Source organism: Roseburia zhanii, from assembly GCF_014287635.1.
In the GTDB taxonomy this organism is placed as follows: Bacteria; Bacillota; Clostridia; order Lachnospirales; family Lachnospiraceae; genus Roseburia_B; species Roseburia_B zhanii.
In genome coordinates, this window is the sequence record NZ_JACOPH010000024.1 from 1 (window position 1) to 16,577 (window position 16,577).

Sequence of the window (16,577 nt, forward strand, 5' to 3'; positions counted from 1 at the left end):
TGGAAGGGATAAACGCTGAAGGCATCTAAGCGTGAAGCCCCCCTTAAGATGAGATATCCCAGTTATAAACTGTAAGACCCCTTGAAGACTACAAGGTAGATAGGGCAGAGGTGGAAGTGCAGCAATGCATGGAGCTGACTGTTACTAATCGGTCGAGGGCTTGACCAAAAGATCGGATAAATCTGTATGAAGTTTTGAAGGTATATGATTATTTAATAATATGTATATGGCCCAATGGCTCAGTTGGTTAGAGCGCCGCCCTGTCACGGCGGAGGTCGCGGGTTCGAGTCCCGCTTGGGTCGCTGTGGGATCTTAGCTCAGCTGGGAGAGCATCTGCCTTACAAGCAGAGGGTCACAGGTTCGAGCCCTGTAGGTCCCATTTTTATTCTAAATTGCATATGCCGATGTGGCTCAATTGGCAGAGCAGCTGATTTGTAATCAGCAGGTTATCGGTTCGAGTCCGATCATCGGCTTTACAATATACATCTGTATGTTGTATGAATGGGCAGATTCCCGAGTGGCCAAAGGGGACAGACTGTAAATCTGCTGCATATTGCTTCGGTGGTTCGAATCCACCTCTGCCCATTGTTTTAACTTAATATTATCATTATCGCGGGGTGGAGCAGTCTGGAAGCTCGTCGGGCTCATAACCCGAAGGTCACAGGTTCAAATCCTGTCCCCGCAACTCAGATGCCCAGTTAGCTCAGTTGGTAGAGCAGAGGACTGAAAATCCTCGTGTCTCTGGTTCGATTCCGGAACTGGGCACTCTCGAAGAAATTCGAGTATGGGATATTAGCTCAGTTGGTAGAGCACTTGACTTTTAATCAAGTTGTCCGGGGTTCGAATCCCCGATGTCTCATTAGTGTAATAAAAAAGGTCGTTCAATAGAACGATCTTTTTTGTTACACCTAAGTATAAATAGAGATTCGAAATTCAGAGAATCTAGCTGTCTGGGAGTGCTAGACGTTCGGGGGATGCATTTATAGCACCAACTGGAGCGAAGAACGAATCCCTAATATCTACATTGAAAAATCCCATAAAATAAGACATAAACAAAGATGAGGCACTCCATAGAAGGAGAGCTTTTTTTGTTTGACTAAGATTTGACTAACAAACATCTTATTTTTTTATCAGTAGATCTTCTAATGCTCCGGCGGCTGTTTCATCTTCATTCTGTATAGTACCGACCGGAGTAAATATTGAATCTCCAATGTCATATTTTACATCAGATCATCATTATACCAGAGCATTTTAGGGTAAATGTCCGCAATGTGTCCGCAAAATTTTCTATATGATGAAGTAAAAATCCAATTAGAATCAGCTCGAATTTACGAGTCTGTTTCCGTATTATCAATGAGTATAAATGGGATGGCTTCCCATTTGTTTTAGGAAAGCACGTTTTAGGAAAGCAGTATTGATTTTGAGAAGAAAAAATACTCTAATTACAGAAAAGTGAAAGATATTTCAACGAAAATAGAATAAAACATTCCTAAATGAACAATATTGCTATTGAAACTGCCAAATACTTATGATAGACTAAGAATAGGGATGTTTTGTAGTAGTCCGTAAGCGATGAGACTGATGAAACAGAACAAATGAGGAGAGTACATATGGAGAAAAAGGCGACATTATTGACAGTCAAAAATAAATCTTTACAGCAGGAATTCCAGATAAATACAGACGATATTCTGTATGCGATGAAAACAGAGGAAGAAAGTCATGCCAAACCATGGATTTATATGATAGACGGAAAACAATTTTCTTATCCGAATTCTATGGGAACATTAGAAGAAGAACTGGGAAAAGAGTTTATTCGTATCAGCCGCCAGTGTATCGTGGCATCCAAAGCAATTCATTCTGTGACTAAGGAGCATATTCTTTTAAATACAGGAGAGAAACTTTCTTATAGTAACCGGAATAGAAAAAGAATCATTTGTACACAGCATGAGAATCAGAAGAAGATATTGAAGAAACTACATGAAAGTAAAAAAGCGATGACGTATGAGGATTATGCAGAACATTACAAAAGTTTCGATCATATGCCATTTGCATTTGCAGATATTGAGATGGTATTTGATGATAATGCGGAAGCGGTAGACTGGATTTTCTGTTATGGCAATGACGCACTTGCTCAGATTGAGAAGACACCGTTAAAAGATATGATCGGAAATTCTTTTGGTTCTGTTTTTGCTAACATGGATACCAAATGGCTCCGAAGTTATGAACAGGTTGTCCTATATGGCAGAATTCAGGAAATCATAGATTACAGTCCTGAGATCGACACGTATCTGCATGTGACATGTTTTCCGACATTTCCGGGACATTGTGGGTGTATCTTAAAGGATATCACGAAAATCGAATATGCCGAGGGCGAAAAAAGCAGTGAGAAGGCATTGCGGCTGTATCTGGCAAAGGTTATCAATGCATAATATTTTCTCATCCTATAGTTGTAGATTAGGTTGATGATGCCATCTGTATTTTAGCACTTTGGAGAGAAAATTTTTATATAGATGAAGTAAAAAAATAATTAGTGGATTTAGGTGTTTATTAAATGCCTGAAGAAAGGAGAAAATTTAAAAAAAGAACTCAAAAAACTATTTGCATATCTGCTCGTTCTTGCGATAGCACTTACCTCGGTATTTACCGGACAGATTGTGACAAAGACGACAGTAAAAGCGGCAACACTTGAAAATGATGGGACAGAAATCACTGCAGAGACAGAGGCGTCTGTCGATATCACAACAAATGCAGAAGGGCAGACCGTCTATACCCTGAAAGGTAATGTCAAAAATGGATTAAAGATTACTCTTTCAGAAGGAGAAACTGTTATCTTAGATGAAAAAGGCTATTCTATTAATGGGAAAGATCAGATTGATGAGGGCTCGGAATCAATGCCGGCTTTGGAAATTGCCGGTGCAGGGACGCTGATCCTGAAAAATGCCAACTTAACAGGTGGTCATGGAAACGAAAAGTTTTGGCATAATGGACAGGGTGCCACCGCTATCCGTGTTACTTCACCAGATGTATCGCTGATCTTACAGGAAACGGTTAACATCATCGGTGGAAAGGCAGCAAGCGGAAATACGTCGGGTAGCAAAGCTGGAAACGGAAGTTCCGGGATAGAGTTTTCCGGTGCCATACTGAAAGTGGATAGGGGAAGCAAGATTACCATTAAGGGTTCGGATGGATACCAGGGAATGAGTGGGGATGCATATGTTAACGGATTAGATGGCACTCCGGGAGGCTGTGCACTGAACTTTAACGGCAGCAGTCTGTTGGTACGTGACGATGCTTGTCTTACTCTTGCCGGGGGCAATGGTGGGCAAGGTGCTTCTGGTTCTCAAGGAGTTAAAAATTCGTATCAAATATACCAGAAAGCAGCAAATGGTACCAATGGCGGTAACGGTGGCGATGCACTTTCTTTTGAAGGAAACGTTTATGCCATTTCTTCCACAGCAAAGATAACCTATACACCCGGAACCGGTGGAACCGGTGGTGCGGCTGGTACCTACAAGGATTCTGATGGTACAACACTTTTAGATGGCGAGGTCGGCAAACAAGGCATAGATGGCCAGAACTTGGCATACAGCAGCGGTCTGATGTCTGATAAGACTATCTTACAATCCGCTCTTTCAGATGGTGATGAGGTGATATCTGTTACATTACATTATTCAGATGACACGCAGACCTATTATGCAAAAAAAGACAGCACGATCAACCCTGCGTATCTTTCGGATAGCGAATATTATAGGGTAACAAAGTGGTATACCGATGAGAGTTTACAAACACCGGTTAATATGGGAGAAACACTTACTCTTACTCAAGATACAGATTTTTATGCGGATTATATAGCTGCGACTTTCAAGGTCAGCTTTTCTACAGGTGAAGATACAATTCCTGTCGTGGATCAGGTAGTAACTTATCCGGCAGGAGTCACCGAACCGGAGGATCCAACGAGAAGAGGATATACCTTTGGAGGCTGGTATAAAGACGAAGCCTGCCAGAATGCGTATGACTTTGCTGCGCCGGTGACAGGAAATATGACACTTTATGCAAAGTGGACGATCAACACATATACAGTATCGTTTGATTCATTGGGGGGATCTTCTATAGATACTAAAACAGCTGATTACAACACAACGATCACAAAACCGGAAAATCCAACGAAAATGGAATATACCTTTGGAGGCTGGTATACAGATTACGACTGCACGAAGGCTTACGATTTTGCTGCGCCGGTGACAGGAAATATGACACTTTATGCAAAGTGGACGATCAACACATATACAGTATCGTTTGATTCATTGGGGGGATCTTCTATAGATACTAAAACAGCTGATTACAACACAACGATCACAAAACCGGAAAATCCAACGAAAATGGAATATACCTTTGGAGGCTGGTATACAGATTACGACTGCACGAAGGCTTACGATTTTGCTGCGCCGGTGACAGGAAATATGACACTTTATGCAAAGTGGACGATCAACACATATACAGTATCGTTTGATTCATTGGGGGGATCTTCTATAGATACTAAAACAGCTGATTACAACACAGTGGTTAGCCAGCCGGAAAAACCGACGAAAATGGGATATACCTTTGGAGGCTGGTTTACGGATAAAGACTGTACTGTTGCTTACGACTTTAACGCTCTGGTGACAGACAATATCACCCTTTATGCTAAATGGAACAAAATTCCAGATCAGCAGAAACCAAACGAAACACCAGCCGACAATCCGTCCACAGGACAGACTGATACCAAGCAGCCTTCCAATGGACAGACCAATACAAAACAGCCTTCCACCGAACCGACAGATACAAATCAGTCCTCCAATGGAACGGTAAAAACTTCGATTACCTTAAATGTTTCTTCCCTTCCATTACAGAAAGGAAAAAGCACAACTGCTGTAAAAGCTACCCTTTACGATAGTGACTCCATTGCAAAATGGGAATCTTCCAACACCAAAGTTGCAAAAGTATCCCGGAAAGGTAAGATCACCGCAAAGAAAGTCGGAACAGCTACAATCACTGTCACCACAAAAAATGGTGCAACTGCATCTGTAAAGATCCATGTACAGAAAGGTAAAGTAAAGACCAAAACACTTAGTGTTACCAATGTTACCGCTAAGAAATTAACCTTGAAAAAAGGAAAAACCTTTACTTTAAAAATGGCTGTAACACCGCTTACATCACAGGATAAAGTAAAATTTACTTCTTCAAATAAAAAAATCATCACTATAAATGGCAAAGGAAAAATAAAAGCCATTAAAACAGGTTCTGCTAAGATCACGGTCAAGAGTGGAGCAAAAGTGATGAAAATCAAAGTAATGGTGAAAAAGAAATAAGTGAGCATCTAATTGGCTATCTAGTACATCGTTTCGTAAATAACTATACCAATCACGTAGGATGCGGATTCGAGCGTGCAGGTATAAAAACGCAGGCGTAGCGGGCTACGCCGAGGCTTTTCTACCTGTACGATCGGATTCGCAGGCAAGTGAATGGTGTGGTTATTTCGAAAACGATGTACTAGTAACTCGAATTTCATAATACTAACAATATATGTAAAAAATAGTGCCGGAAACGATCCGAATCATCGGTCATTTCCGGCACTATTTATATTTCGCTATAGTTCTATAATATTTTGTAAATTATGCTGGTGTACACTGCTTATAATATGTCATAGGCTATATAAGCATACACCGTTTAAAATTATTCATAGGTTTTACCGGCATACACCGTTTAAAATCATTCATAGGTTTTACCAGCGTACATCGTTTAAAAGATTTTATAGATAATACCTGTGTATATCATAGATATTATTTCGTTACCTGCACCTGCACTTTGGTAGTCTTCTTACCACTCTTTATAGTAATCTTAGCAGAGCCCTTTTTAACAGCTTTTACTTTTCCTTTGCCATTTACAGTGATGATCTTTTTATCAGAAGAAGTAAATTTGACTTTATCCTGTGAGGTGAGCGGTGTTACAGCCGTTTTTAAAGTGAAAGATTTGCCCTTTTTGAGGGTTAATTTCTTAGCGGTAACATTGGTAACAGTTAGTGTTTTAGTTTTTACTTTGTTTTTTTGTACATTGATCTTTACAGATGCAGTTGCACCATTTTTTGTGGTGACAGTGATCGTAGCAGTTCCGATTTTCTTTGCGGTGATCTTACCTTTCCGGGATACTTTTGCAACTTTAGTGTTGGAAGATTCCCATTTGGCTATGGAGTCACCGTCGTAAAGTGTAGCTTTTACAGCAGTTGTGCTCTTGCCTTTCTGTAATGGAAGGGAAGAAACATTTAAGGTAATCGAAGTTTTTGCAGTTCCATCGGAGGATTGATTTGTATCTGTCGGTTCGGTGGAAGGCTGCTTGGTATCAGTCTGTCCTGTGGACGGATTGTCAGCTGGTGTTTCGTTTGGTTTCTGCTGATCTGGAATTTTGTTCCATTTAGCATAAAGGGTGATATTGTCTGTCACTGGAGCGTTAAAGTCGTAAGCAACCGTACAGTCTTTATCTGTAAACCAGCCATCAAAAGTGTAGCCTGCCTTTGTCGGAGCAGATGGGGTTGCTGCGGTTCCATTGTAAGTAACCTGCTGGTTGTCAAGAGAAGAACCACCCATGGAATCAAAGTTTACATTGTAAGAAGCGATATCCCATTTAGCATAAAGAGTAATATCGTCTGTCACCGGAGTAGCAAAATCATAAGATTTTGTATAGTCTTTATCCGTAAACCAGCCATCAAAAGTGTAGCCTGCCTTTGTCGGAGCAGATGGGGTTGCTGCGGTTCCATTGTAAGTAACCTGCTGGTTGTCAAGAGAAGAACCACCCATGGAATCAAATGTTACCTGATAAGAATTGATCTCCCACTTAGCATAAAGAGCGGTATCTTTTGTTACCGGACTTGTAATATCATAGGGATATATACATGCTTTATCTGTAAACCAGCCAAGGAATGTATAACCTGTCATAGTTGGAGATGTAATATTTGGGGCGGTAGCTGGATAAGTGACAATTTCTGATGTATAAATGGTATCAGGATCGCTATAAAATGTAACAGTGTATTGCTTTCCGGTGTATTTTGCAAAAAGTTCTGAATCAGCAGTTAAAGCATAATTATTATAGAATAAATTCGGTTTTGTTTCATATGATTCATCAGCATACCAGTCTTCAAAGTTATAATGGTCAATATCAAGTACCGGCAGATGTGCGAACAGGACGCCATTTGCTTTTTGGGAATAATAAACAGCCGAATGATAATCGTTTTCTGATTCTTTCAGATAATGAAGTTTTAACGAAACAATGTCTTCTTCCGGAATGGAAGATTTCAACAGATCCAGATCAGAAATGATACCACTTTCAAGAGCAATCTGTTTGCCATCTAAACCATCGAAACCGTCGGTTCCTTTTATTGTGCTGCCGTCAGTATCGGTAAAGGTTCCGGCAGTACCACCTTTTCCAGCGGTGCCTGGGATTAAGGTTACATCGGCATCTTTTGCGATATCAAAGACACTGCAGTAAAAATTGATCGCATTGCCACCACCTGTTCCATTTTGGGCATTTATATAATCATCTATATATTTTTGGGGAATTTCATCGTTGATATCTGAACCATTACAGCCATTTTGTCCCATGCCACCGGTTACTGTAAACTTGGCACCCGATGCAACACTAAGGGTACGTCCGGCAAATTCAAGTCCATTAGAACTTTCAGTAGCAGCTTGAGGACAGTGCCTGTCGAGATCAATAAAACTAGGATATCCGGCTGTACCTGTAATTGTAACCGTACTGTTCGTATCAATGATCAGATCTTTTCCAGAAAAGTCCATACCACAACTGCTCTCTGTGCCAATAGAAGACTGGGTATGACCTTCAGATGGATCGCCACCTGTTATGGTAACAGTTTCCTGTAAAATGAGAGATACCTCATCAGAGTCGACATAGACAGCTGGCGAACTACCCAGATCGTCAGCATTGCGTACAGCATTGCCACCCTTAAGGATGATATTTTTGATGATCAGTGTACCGGAACCATCTACGGTCAACGCAGGAGTAGATTCAAAGCAGTCACCAGAATCAGAATGTACGTTGGTGCCGTTTAAGGTAAAATTTTTACCATCAAGAATGACTGTTTCATTATCCTTTAAGGAAATGGTTAAGCCATCTGTGACAGAGGAAGTCAGAGTATAGACTGTCTGGTTGTCATCATTCGTAGTAATTGTGATGGCATCATTTGATTCTGTAATCTTTGTGTCATCTTCTGTGTAAGCAAGTGTTGCTGCTTTTACTGCGGCATCTCCGGTAAATACGGAAGATACGGTAATACCGAGAGTGAGCAGGTAAGCTAATAGTTTTTTTAGTTCTTTTCTCATAATACCTCCTAAATTTTATATGTTATGTATATTGATTCAATATGAGTATAGCAGAGGTGGAAATAAATGGGAACTAGCCATAAGGCTAAATTGTGGGTGAGGTTTGTTAAAAAAGTAGATAGTGAAATTTAAGGATTGTACTCTGTTGTTCAACTGCCTGTGTCATTCTATGAAATCAGCAAATTATCCGCAGGTGCCACTGTCTGCAGCAAATTTTATCAGCCAGCTTTTGTGTGCATCTTAGCAGGTGATGACATATGCGTAAAAGCTGTCCCACTGTCTGAGCACGATAACGCAGAATTATTCACTATATAAAAAGCGAGTTTGGGACAGCTTTTGAATAAACGCATATGCCATCACCTGCTTAGAGGCACTAAAAAGCTGACTCTGAAATTTGCTGCAGACAGTGGCACCTGCGGATAGTTTGTCGAAAAATTAAAGTGACACAGGCTCTATACCATGTATTACAATCCTTAAATTTCACGCACCACAACCCATCTCAAAAATACAATTTGAAAAAAGCCAGAATATCCCGTATGATAGATACAGACAGCATTGCAATAATCCAGATGATGTATATAGAATAAAGGGGGCTCATTTCAATAATGAAAAAAGAATTAAACGGAAGAAACGTATTTCTGATCGCATTTGCCATGGCATTGATCTGTTTTCTGCCATTTTTGATACGGGATAGAGGATTTTTTATATATTTCGGTGATTATGATTCACAGCAGATACCATTTTATATCAAAGTGCATGAAGCCGTCAGAAGTGGGAAATTTTTCTGGGATATGAAAACAGATCTTGGCAGCAGTATCTATACAAGTTATTCCTTTTACCTGCTTGGCAGTCCATTTTTCTGGCTGACGATCCCATTTCCAAAACAGGCACTTCCATACCTGATGCCGTTTTTGCAGATGCTAAAGATCGCACTTGCGTCCCTGGGCGGATATTATTACAGCAGGCAGTTTACAAAAGATGACCGGAGTGCCTGCTTAGGCGGTCTGCTCTATGGATTTTGCGGTTTTATGATGGTCAGTCTGGTATTTAATCACTTTGGGGAAGTCGTAGCATTCTTTCCATTTTATCTGCTGGCAGCAGATGATCTTGCACAGAAGAAAAAATATGGAGTATTCGCACTTTTGACAGCACTTATGGCAGTCACAAATTATTTCTTTTTTATCGGTGAGGCTGTATTTCTGGTGATCTATGTGCTGGTACGGTATGTGGCAGATAAGCAGTATGATACGAAGGACAAACTCTCCTGTCTGGCAAGATTTGCAGTAGAAGGTCTGAGTGGGATCCTGATTTCTGCATTTTTACTTCTTCCGTCACTGATCGCAGTAGCTGGAAATAAAAGGGTGTCGGAAACGATCTTTGACAGAAATCTGTTTGTGTATGGAGATATCAGAACATATCTGGCATTGATCAAAAGCCTTGTGCTGCAGCCGGACGTGATCAATGGAGAAACCTTATTTGGAACGACCGAAGGAACGGTGGCATCTCTTAGTCTGTATCTGCCGCTGTTTGCCTTCTGTGGGGTAGCAGCTTATTTTATGCAGAAAAAGGGCTGGGATTTCCTAAAAAAGATGTGTATGATCTGTCTGTTTCTGGCACTGATCCCGCTGGGCAATTCTCTGTTTGTGGCAGGAAATGGAACGTATTATGCAAGATGGTTTTTTATGCCGCTGCTTTTGATGGCAGTTATGACAGCTATAGCGGTTGAGGAATTTGAACGGAAAGCATTTACGAAGGGAACGCTTCTCTATGGAGGACTCTTAGTCGTATTTTTACTGATCGGCATGATCACAAAATCTGCGTTTGTCAATGCAGAAGGTGTCTTTCTAATAAAGAACCGTTCAGATTATGAGATGGAAGTGGCAGCAGGTATCAGCTGTTTTTTCATACTTGCGTATCTGGTCTGGATATTGAAAAAAGATAAGAAAAAACAATATCTGAATATATTTTTAGGGGCTGGCATACTTTGCTGTATGGGAACTTTTTATCTGCATATGTATATGGGGGCTATACAGGTCAGTGATGAAGGAAGGTCAGTTTATAAAGAACAGCTTTTTATGGATATGAGTATGGTCAGACCACAGGCTGGTGAGTTTTACCGGATAGAAACAGATCATACAAGCACGAATGAAATGTTGACACAGGATATGCCATCTGTTTCCTGTTTTCTGAGTACGGTTTCCGGAAGCATCATGGATTTTTATGGATTTGCAGGGATTGACCGCAGCGTGGCAAGTGAGCTTCCATACGGACGGCTGGGGATTCGGAATCTGTTATCCGTGCGTTATTTTTTGCAGAATGAGAAAAATTCGGACGACTACGCTTTTGTTGATCAGGGACTTTTAGCCGGATATCAGGAAGCTGGGGAAGAAAATGGATACAGTATTTATGAAAATGAAAATTACCTGCATATGGGGACGGTATTTAACAATTATATGAAGCGTTCGGAGTATGAAAAACTCTCAGATGAAGAACAGGATCAGGTACTGCTTTTTGCATTGGTCATGGAAGATGATAAGACAGCAGAATTTCAAAAAACAAAAGGTATCACAGAACTTTTTGCGGAAGAATTTCAACAGCAGATGCAGAAAGTGGCATTTGATGATACCGTAAAACAACAGTGTATGGAACTGAATCAGACGGCGGCAGACAGATTTGAGGAAGGAGATACAAAACTGACTTTTACTTATACAAAAGCGAAAAGTGGTCTGGCATTTTTATCTGTTCCATACAGCAGCGGCTTTACGGCTTATGTTGATGGAAAAGAGACAGCTATCATCAAAACAGATGGTGGACTGATGGCAGTGCCTATAGAGGAAGGGACACAGGAACTGATCCTTATTTATAAGGAACCAGGATTTACAGCTGGGATTATATGCAGTATTCTTGGAATATGTCTGTTTGCAGTGTGGATTTTTACTCATAAGCGTGGTATGATAAAGTTATAAAAGAGGAGGATGCCTATGAAGAGCAGAAGAATTGGATTAGAAGCAGAAGTGGTCAGATATGAACCGGGGAAAGGCTTGGAAGATGGCGTAGAACTTTGGTCGGATGTAGTGACAAAAGGCTGGATCGTAACCGATTATCTGGTAAAATTAAAAAAGGACGATGGCAGTATTATGTGTCCGTATATTTTAAACCGCAGAGGCAGGGTGTTCATTTGTGAAGGGGACTATATCATCACAGACGAAGATGGAACAAGACATGTATGTGGTGAAGATAAGATCTGGAACCGCTATGAAAAGCCACAGGAAGTATAAAAGAGAGGAATCCCATTTGCGGGATTCTTTTTCTATCATCAGGGAATTTAAGAAAGTATGTAACTATTCAGAACTCCACTCATATATTCGCAAAACCGCACGATAAATCGTGCTTTACCGCTGCTTTGCAGCTATTTTGCTCATATATGGGGCGGTGGCTCTATTCGAGCCACCTTACGAATCATAAAAACTGCTACTTACATGCAAGCATGACGTATCAATTTTTATGATTCTAAGGGGTTCTGAATAGTTACGAAAGTATAATAAATTAGAGGGAAAGTTTTTTAAGATGTGATTATAGTATGGTCATTTTAAAAAAAACGAGTATAATATAAGAGATTGTGGAATTATCAGAAATTGAATTACTGCGATATTACATAGAAAGATAAAGAGAGGTCTTTTATGGCTAGGAAAAGCAGCAAAAATAATTATCTCAAACAGGCAGGTATTCTTGCGGCTGCCGGAATTATCTGTCGTATTATCGGAATTTTATATAGAAGTCCGCTGACAAGTATCATTGGTGATGAAGGTAATGGATATTATACTTCAGCATACAATATCTATACGATCATACTATTGTTATCTTCATATAGTATCCCATCTGCGGTGTCGAAGATCATTGCATCGAAGTTAGCCCTGAAAGAATACCGCAATGCACACCGTATCTTCCGCTGTGCATTGATCTATGTGTGTGTGATCGGAGGGGCGGCAAGCCTGTTTACACTGTTTGGAGCGGAACTGTTTTTAGAGGGTGAGGCAGCAGTTGTTCTCCGGGTATTTTCCCCAACGATATTTTTGTCCGGATTTGTAGGTGTATTAAGAGGATATTTTCAGGCACATGGATCGATGATCCAGACTTCTTTTTCACAGATATTAGAGCAGATCTTAAATGCGGTCATCAGTATTTTAGCGGCAAATCTGCTGATCGATCTTGTGACTTCAAAGAGCACGACGGCACAGGCAATTTACGGAGCAGCAGGAAGTGCATTAGGAACAGGCAGCGGTGTTGTGGCGGCACTTTTGTTTATGCTGTTTGTCTATGCGATCAACCGGAAGATGATCTATACCCGTATCGCAAAAGACAGACACCGGTATGTGGATTCCTATGGAGATATCTTGCGTGGAATGCTTAGTACAGTCACACCGATCATTATGAGTACGTTTATCTATAATTTCAGTACTTCATTTAATCAGACGGTATATTCAAAAGTCATGATCTATGCAAGGGGGCTCAGCCTGGCACAGACAGCAACGTCTTATGGTATTTTTGCGGGAAAAGCCATGGTCATCATCAATATACCTATCGCATTAGCTTCGTCATTATCAGCGGCTATGATACCGACGATCTCTGCAAGCAGTGCATTAGGGGATCAGACAGCTACCCGCAGAAAAGTAGTCAATGCGATGTGGACAACGATGCTGATCGCAATTCCGTCGTCTGTTGGACTTGCGGTATTAGCAAAACCGATCATGCAGCTTTTGTTCCCACAGAAGGATTCTTTGGATATGGCTGCAAAACTTTTGGCAATGATCGCGATCACGGTTGTATTCTATTCCTTATCGACACTCAGCAATGGTATTTTACAGGGGATCGGACAGGTAAAACTGCCAGTCCGGAATGCAGCGATCGCATTAGCTGTGCAGACGGTTTTATTGGTAGTATTACTGATGTTTACAGAACTCGATCTGTATGCACTTGTAATCTGTCTGATTGTATATTCATTTATGATGTGCGTATTAAACAGTATTTCTGTAAGGCATTGTATTGGTGTAGGGGAGAATTTTAAAACGATGTTTTTGATGCCTGCGATCGCTGCAGCAATTATGGGAGCAGCCGCAAAAGGTACTTATATGGGAATGCAGCTATTTGTATCGAGCAATATCATCTGTTTAGTACCGTCCCTGTTAGTGGCTGTTATCATATATTTTGTAGCAGCGCTGATGATCGGGGCAGTAGGCAGGGAACAGTTATTGAACCTGCCGAAAGGACAATTGATCGTCAGAGTGGCAGAAAAATGCCATTTATTAAGAAGATAAGTGATAGTGAAGTTAAAAAAGAGAGTATGAAAAAACAACGAATGTTTTCTCATACTCTCTTTTTAATTGCCTTTACTGCTTAAAGGATTGCTACGTGTTTCGAAAAAAGGACTATTGTCCGGTATGGGTTTATCTTTTTTGGAATAAAGGCTTTTCTCACGTATTGCAGCAGGATCAGGTGATGTCTGTCTGCGTTTGCTGCTGTCTGTTTCTCTATGGGATCTGTGGCAGTTAGAATCTGCACTTTTTAAGCTATCGTCCATTCAGATATCTCCTTTATGATAAATAATGATACAAGATAGTCTGCCACAGATGATATTTCATTATACATTGCAGTTTCATCAGTGTATGCCTCATGTCATACATACAATGTTTGGATTGCTTTGGATATTATACGGTGAACTTACCAACGGCTTCATTCAATTCATTGGTATTATCATTCAACTGGTTCGTAGCAGTCGCAAGTCCTTCCATGATCGATACCTGCTCTTTGATGCGCTCACTGACTAAGGTTGTCGATGCTAAGGTTTCTTCAATGACACCGGAAATGTTCTGGATCGCATTTAATGTATCCGCACGATCTGCGTCCATTGCGGAAATTTCCTGGATCGCATCATTCATGTTATTGATGAGCTGTTCGATCATCTGGTTCATATCTAAGAACATCTGTTTCGTTGCTTCTACCTGTGTCTGCTGATCCTCAACGATCGACTGGGATTTTAATGTAGCAGCTTTGGTATCATCTGTCATAATATGGATCTGGCTGACAAGGTCTTCAATCGCTTTTGCAGATTCCATTGAGTTCTCAGACAACTTCTTGATCTCCTCTGCGACAACGGTAAATCCACGTCCCATTTCACCGGCACGCGCAGCTTCAATCGAAGCATTTAAGGAAAGTAACGTTGTCTGGTCTGCAATATCATTGATATTTTTAACAAATTCTTCAATCTGCATTGAGTGCTCGATCAGCTTGTCTACTTTTTCATTTACGGTTGCGGTGATCTGGAAAGTTTCGACTGAATGTGCAATTAATCTTTCCATGGATTGCGAGCCGTTTTGTGCCATCTCCTGTGTTGAAACGGCAAGTGATTCTACTTCAGAGATCTTATCACTGGTACGCAGGATCTTACCGGAAAGAGCATCCATTTTTAACAGACATTCTTCAGCATCATTTGCTTCCTGACTCATACCGCTGTTGATTTCTTCTAAGGCATCTGAAATGGCATCAGCAGAATCAGAGATTACATCTGTGACTTTACCGACATTTGCAGAGGAAGAAGAAACATCCTGTGTGGTATTTTGTACGCTTGAGATCAAGGTCTTTGTATTACGGACAGTTTCCATAACGTGTTTTGCAAGGGTTGCAAATTCACTTTTTCCGGAAAGTCCAAGGTCAACAGTCAGATCGCCCTGTGATGCTTTCACAAGACCGGAAGTGATCCGTTTTAAGTTCCGCTGTAAGCCAAGGAGAATCGCCATACCGATAATGCCGACGATGATGCAGGCGAGTACTACATAACCGATAACGGTATTACGGATAGAATCAGCTTCTGCTGTGATGATCGATTTCGGGACGATCGCAGAGATCATTGCACCATTTGTGGCACATTTGCTGTACATATAAAGGTATTCTTTTCCATTTTCCTCAACGTAAGACCTGCCGCTTATATCTTCGGATGCAAAGGCATTTTGTGCATATTCTTTATCATTGAAAGTAAATGAATCGGATCCGATGGAGATTTCTTTCCCATCTTGTGTCTGATATGCAATGACGCTGTTTTCACCTAAAGAGATTTCTGATAAGATATCAGTGATCTTTTGGGTACTGACATCTGTTAAGATCAGTGTATTCTTATAAGAAGATACAGTACACAAAAATCCGGCATAATCATCGGTATTTAAACCAAATAAATTATCTAATTCAGAATGGGAAGATCCCCATTTTTTTGCGCTTTCAATAGCAGAACACTGTGACTCAAATTCTTTGCAGATATCATTATAGGAATCTTCTCCTTTAAAGACATTGATCTTTGCGGTAGAAAGACAGATGCTGCTGCTGTTTGGAATCACATGTACATTCTGGATAAAGTCATTAGAGAGCTGTTTCATCAATAGTGTACTCTTTAGATCGTTCATGGATTGTACTGAATCTAAGGATTCTGTACCCGCTACATATCCAAGAAAATCAGAATTTGATGAAATCTCGATAGCGGTTGAAGTCAGATTCTTTAGTCCGAAATCAATTAACTGTGATGCCATCTCGATGGAAGTACAAGTAGACGTTTCGTATGTTTCTATCAATCCTGTTTCTGCTTTGTTATATGCGGAAACTCCAACGAAAATGACAATAAAAATCGGAATGATAAAACCTATGACGATCTGAAGTTTCAGATTGATAGGTTTTGCTTTGTTGTTCTTTTTCATTTTATATCCTCCCAATCATAACCTTTGTAAATTACAGAAAAATTATCATATATTATGAAGTGAGTGTCAAAAGCAGATTTTGCCACTCACTGATGTACCCAGATTGCTCCATTGCTACGCAATTATCACAATCCTCGAACACCTCAAACTCCCATACAATGGTGTAAACACATCATATTATATTTAGTATATATAATTCACCCCAAATTTTCAATCATTTCGCTATAATATGTTAAAATAGATATAAAGGTGTAAACCGTAATATATAAAGTGTTGAAAGTATAAATACGCTTGTGCCTGTGCAAATTACAGGGCAATAGGGCAATCCGGGTACATCGGTGAATGGTAACTAGGTAATTGCGAAACAAGTTCGCAATCCTGATTAAAAATGCGGTAAGAATCCTGCAATGCAGGATTCTTAAGATGAGAAGCAGGTGACATCAAAATTAGACATGAAAAAAGACTTCCC

The 16,577-nt window shown here is 40.4% G+C and carries 8 protein-coding genes, 7 tRNA genes and 1 rRNA gene; 13 read left to right on the forward strand and 3 right to left on the reverse strand.

Going from position 1 to position 16,577, the window contains the following annotated elements:
- The 10 genes from H8S17_RS15265 to H8S17_RS16990 all read left to right on the forward strand — a co-directional run.
- Positions 1–168 (forward strand): 23S ribosomal RNA (locus H8S17_RS15265); the annotation flags it as partial.
- Between the two features lie 60 nt (positions 169–228).
- A tRNA-Asp gene (locus tag H8S17_RS15270) sits at positions 229–302 on the forward strand.
- 4 nt (positions 303–306) lie between these two features.
- Positions 307–379 (forward strand) — tRNA-Val (locus tag H8S17_RS15275).
- Between the two features lie 21 nt (positions 380–400).
- Positions 401–473: transfer RNA gene (locus tag H8S17_RS15280), tRNA-Thr, on the forward strand.
- Positions 474–503: 30 nt separating this feature from the next.
- Positions 504–585, forward strand: a tRNA-Tyr gene (locus tag H8S17_RS15285).
- A 26-nt stretch (positions 586–611) separates the two neighbouring features.
- Positions 612–685, forward strand: a tRNA-Met gene (locus H8S17_RS15290).
- A gap of 7 nt (positions 686–692) precedes the next feature.
- Positions 693–765, forward strand: a tRNA-Phe gene (locus H8S17_RS15295).
- 21 nt (positions 766–786) lie between these two features.
- Positions 787–859, forward strand: a tRNA-Lys gene (locus H8S17_RS15300).
- A 751-nt stretch (positions 860–1,610) separates the two neighbouring features.
- Entirely contained in the window at positions 1,611–2,429 is an 819-nt protein-coding gene (locus H8S17_RS15305; protein ID WP_186867828.1) for a LytTR family transcriptional regulator DNA-binding domain-containing protein, read from the forward strand.
- A gap of 111 nt (positions 2,430–2,540) precedes the next feature.
- Positions 2,541–5,348 (forward strand): InlB B-repeat-containing protein, encoded by a 2,808-nt coding sequence (locus tag H8S17_RS16990; protein WP_186867829.1) that lies wholly within the window; start codon positions 2,541–2,543, stop codon positions 5,346–5,348.
- Between the two features lie 471 nt (positions 5,349–5,819).
- Here the strand turns inward: H8S17_RS16990 and H8S17_RS15315 are convergent, their stop codons facing one another.
- The gene (locus H8S17_RS15315) at positions 5,820–8,369 is read right to left on the reverse strand and encodes an InlB B-repeat-containing protein (protein WP_186867830.1); all 2,550 of its coding nucleotides are present in this window, start codon (positions 8,367–8,369) and stop codon (positions 5,820–5,822) included.
- A 605-nt stretch (positions 8,370–8,974) separates the two neighbouring features.
- On the opposite strand from H8S17_RS15315, the gene H8S17_RS15320 reads away from it, so the two are divergent.
- From H8S17_RS15320 to H8S17_RS15330, 3 genes are all read left to right on the forward strand, one after another.
- Positions 8,975–11,335: a YfhO family protein gene (locus H8S17_RS15320; protein WP_186867831.1), complete on the forward strand. Its 2,361-nt coding sequence runs from the start codon at positions 8,975–8,977 to the stop codon at positions 11,333–11,335.
- 15 nt (positions 11,336–11,350) lie between these two features.
- Positions 11,351–11,647: a hypothetical protein gene (locus H8S17_RS15325; protein ID WP_178052509.1), complete on the forward strand. Its 297-nt coding sequence runs from the start codon at positions 11,351–11,353 to the stop codon at positions 11,645–11,647.
- A gap of 402 nt (positions 11,648–12,049) precedes the next feature.
- Positions 12,050–13,684 (forward strand): putative polysaccharide biosynthesis protein, encoded by a 1,635-nt coding sequence (locus H8S17_RS15330; protein ID WP_186867832.1) that lies wholly within the window; start codon positions 12,050–12,052, stop codon positions 13,682–13,684.
- A gap of 62 nt (positions 13,685–13,746) precedes the next feature.
- Here H8S17_RS15330 and H8S17_RS15335 read toward each other — a convergent pair whose 3' ends face one another.
- Together H8S17_RS15335 and H8S17_RS15340 are read right to left on the reverse strand one after the other, a co-directional pair.
- A complete protein-coding gene (locus H8S17_RS15335) occupies positions 13,747–13,947 on the reverse strand; it encodes a hypothetical protein (protein ID WP_178052507.1) in 201 nt (66 codons plus the stop codon).
- A gap of 127 nt (positions 13,948–14,074) precedes the next feature.
- Complete coding sequence (locus H8S17_RS15340) at positions 14,075–16,108, reverse strand: methyl-accepting chemotaxis protein (protein WP_186867833.1); 2,034 nt, start codon at positions 16,106–16,108, stop codon at positions 14,075–14,077.
- Positions 16,109–16,577 lie beyond the last annotated feature (469 nt).